At 48.3% G+C, this 2,168-nt stretch carries 1 tRNA gene and 1 rRNA gene; both read right to left on the bottom strand.

Annotated elements, in window-relative coordinates:
- Positions 1-39: 39 nt before the first annotated feature.
- A tRNA-Ile gene (locus GH664_RS22485) sits at positions 40-113 on the bottom strand.
- Between the two features lie 132 nt (positions 114-245).
- Positions 246-1,777, bottom strand: a 16S ribosomal RNA gene (locus GH664_RS22480).
- Between the last annotated feature and the right edge of the window lie 391 nt (positions 1,778-2,168).

The following is a 2,168-nucleotide window of genomic DNA, read 5'->3' as shown; positions in this document are numbered from 1 at the left end:
CTGAGCTAATCCCCCAAATCGAGATATTATATAAGAATGTAGTCCCAGGCAGATTTGAACTGCCGACCTCCACATTATCAGTGTGGCGCTCTAACCAACTGAGCTATAGGACTGTGTTGGTAAAGAGTAGCATCTCTGCCGAACATTCTCTATCTCTTATTTAATTAAACAGATGGTGCGTACAAGAAGAGAAGCGAACTTTTAAGTCATGTTCCTAAATCTTCATAGGAAATTCGTCTCTCCAGAAAGGAGGTGTTCCAGCCGCACCTTCCGGTACGGCTACCTTGTTACGACTTAGCCCCAATTACCAGTTTCGCCCTAGGCCGCTCCTTACGGTCACGGACTTTAGGCGCCCCCGGCTTTCATGGCTTGACGGGCGGTGTGTACAAGGCCCGGGAACGTATTCACCGCGCCATGGCTGATGCGCGATTACTAGCGAATCCAGCTTCGTGGGGTCGGGTTGCAGACCCCAGTCCGAACTGAGACAGGCTTTAAGGATTAGATGCGCTTTGCAGAACACCATCTCTCTGTACCTGCCATTGTAACACGTGTGTAGCCCCGGACGTAAGGGCCGTGCTGATTTGACGTCATCCCCACCTTCCTCACACCTTACGGTGGCAGTGTCCCCAGAGTGCCCAGCTTGACCTGATGGCAACTAAGGAGAGGGGTTGCGCTCGTTATGGCACTTAAGCCGACACCTCACGGCACGAGCTGACGACAACCATGCAGCACCTTCACAGAGACCCCGAAGGGCGTCATTGTCTCCAAATCCTTCCTCTGCAATTCAAGCCCGGGTAAGGTTCCTCGCGTATCATCGAATTAAACCACATGTTCCTCCGCTTGTGCGGGCCCCCGTCAATTCCTTTGAGTTTCACCGTTGCCGGCGTACTCCCCAGGTGGGATGCTTAATGCTTTCGCTTGGCCGCTGACCTATTCAGACCAACAGCGGGCATCCATCGTTTACCGTGCGGACTACCAGGGTATCTAATCCTGTTCGATACCCGCACTTTCGAGCTTCAGCGTCAGTTGCGCTCCAGTGAGCTGCCTTCGCAATCGGAGTTCTTCGTGATATCTAAGCATTTCACCGCTACACCACGAATTCCGCCCACTTTGTGCGTACTCAAGGAAACCAGTTCGCGCTGCAGTGCAGACGTTGAGCGTCTACATTTCACAACACGCTTAATCTCCGGCCTACGCTCCCTTTAAACCCAATAAATCCGGATAACGCCCGGACCTTCCGTATTACCGCGGCTGCTGGCACGGAATTAGCCGGTCCTTATTCATAAGGTACATGCAAAAAGTCTCACGAGACTCACTTTATTCCCTTATAAAAGCAGTTTACAACCCATAGGGCCGTCATCCTGCACGCTACTTGGCTGGTTCAGACTCTCGTCCATTGACCAATATTCCTCACTGCTGCCTCCCGTAGGAGTTTGGACCGTGTCTCAGTTCCAATGTGGGGGACCTTCCTCTCAGAACCCCTACTGATCGTCGCCTTGGTGGGCCGTTACCCCGCCAACAAGCTAATCAGACGCATCCCCATCCATCACCGATAAATCTTTAATCTCTTTCAGATGTCTTCTAGAGACGTCATTGGGTATTAGTCTTACTTTCGCAAGGTTATCCCCAAGTGATGGGCAGGTTGGATACGCGTTACTCACCCGTGCGCCGGTCGACGCCTAGCAAAAGCAAGCTTTCTCTATCGTTTCCCCTCGACTTGCATGTGTTAAGCCTGTAGCTAGCGTTCATCCTGAGCCAGGATCAAACTCTCCATTGTAAAATATCATTTTTACTTTGCTAAACCCGAAAGCATAGCGAAGTGTTTGTTGTCTGTACTTAGGACGAATATCCTTTTCGTTTATTGAAGCTTAGTAAACCTGACTTGTCAATTACTTGACGGTTCGTTTCTTTTACCCAGTCAACTTTCTTATTTCTAAGAAGTTAACCGCTTCTTGTACTACTTGTCTGTTTATGTAAAATCTTTCAAAGAACTCTTTCTTTATTTGCTAAGAGAAGCGATTTCTCAAAAGCGAGTGCAAAAGTACAACAATTTTTCGAACCTACCAAACATTTCCGTAAAAAACTTCAGATTTTAACTGTATTTTAACATTTAAAGACTAGAAATGGGTTATTTTTGCCTCAACTAAGTGTTTTCCCAAATTTTTATG

The organism is Thauera sp. 2A1 (genome assembly GCF_009469595.2).
In the GTDB taxonomy this organism is placed as follows: domain Bacteria; phylum Pseudomonadota; class Gammaproteobacteria; order Burkholderiales; family Rhodocyclaceae; genus Thauera.
Note: the sequence above shows the minus strand (reverse complement) of the source record. Positions and strands in the feature narration are given on the sequence as shown.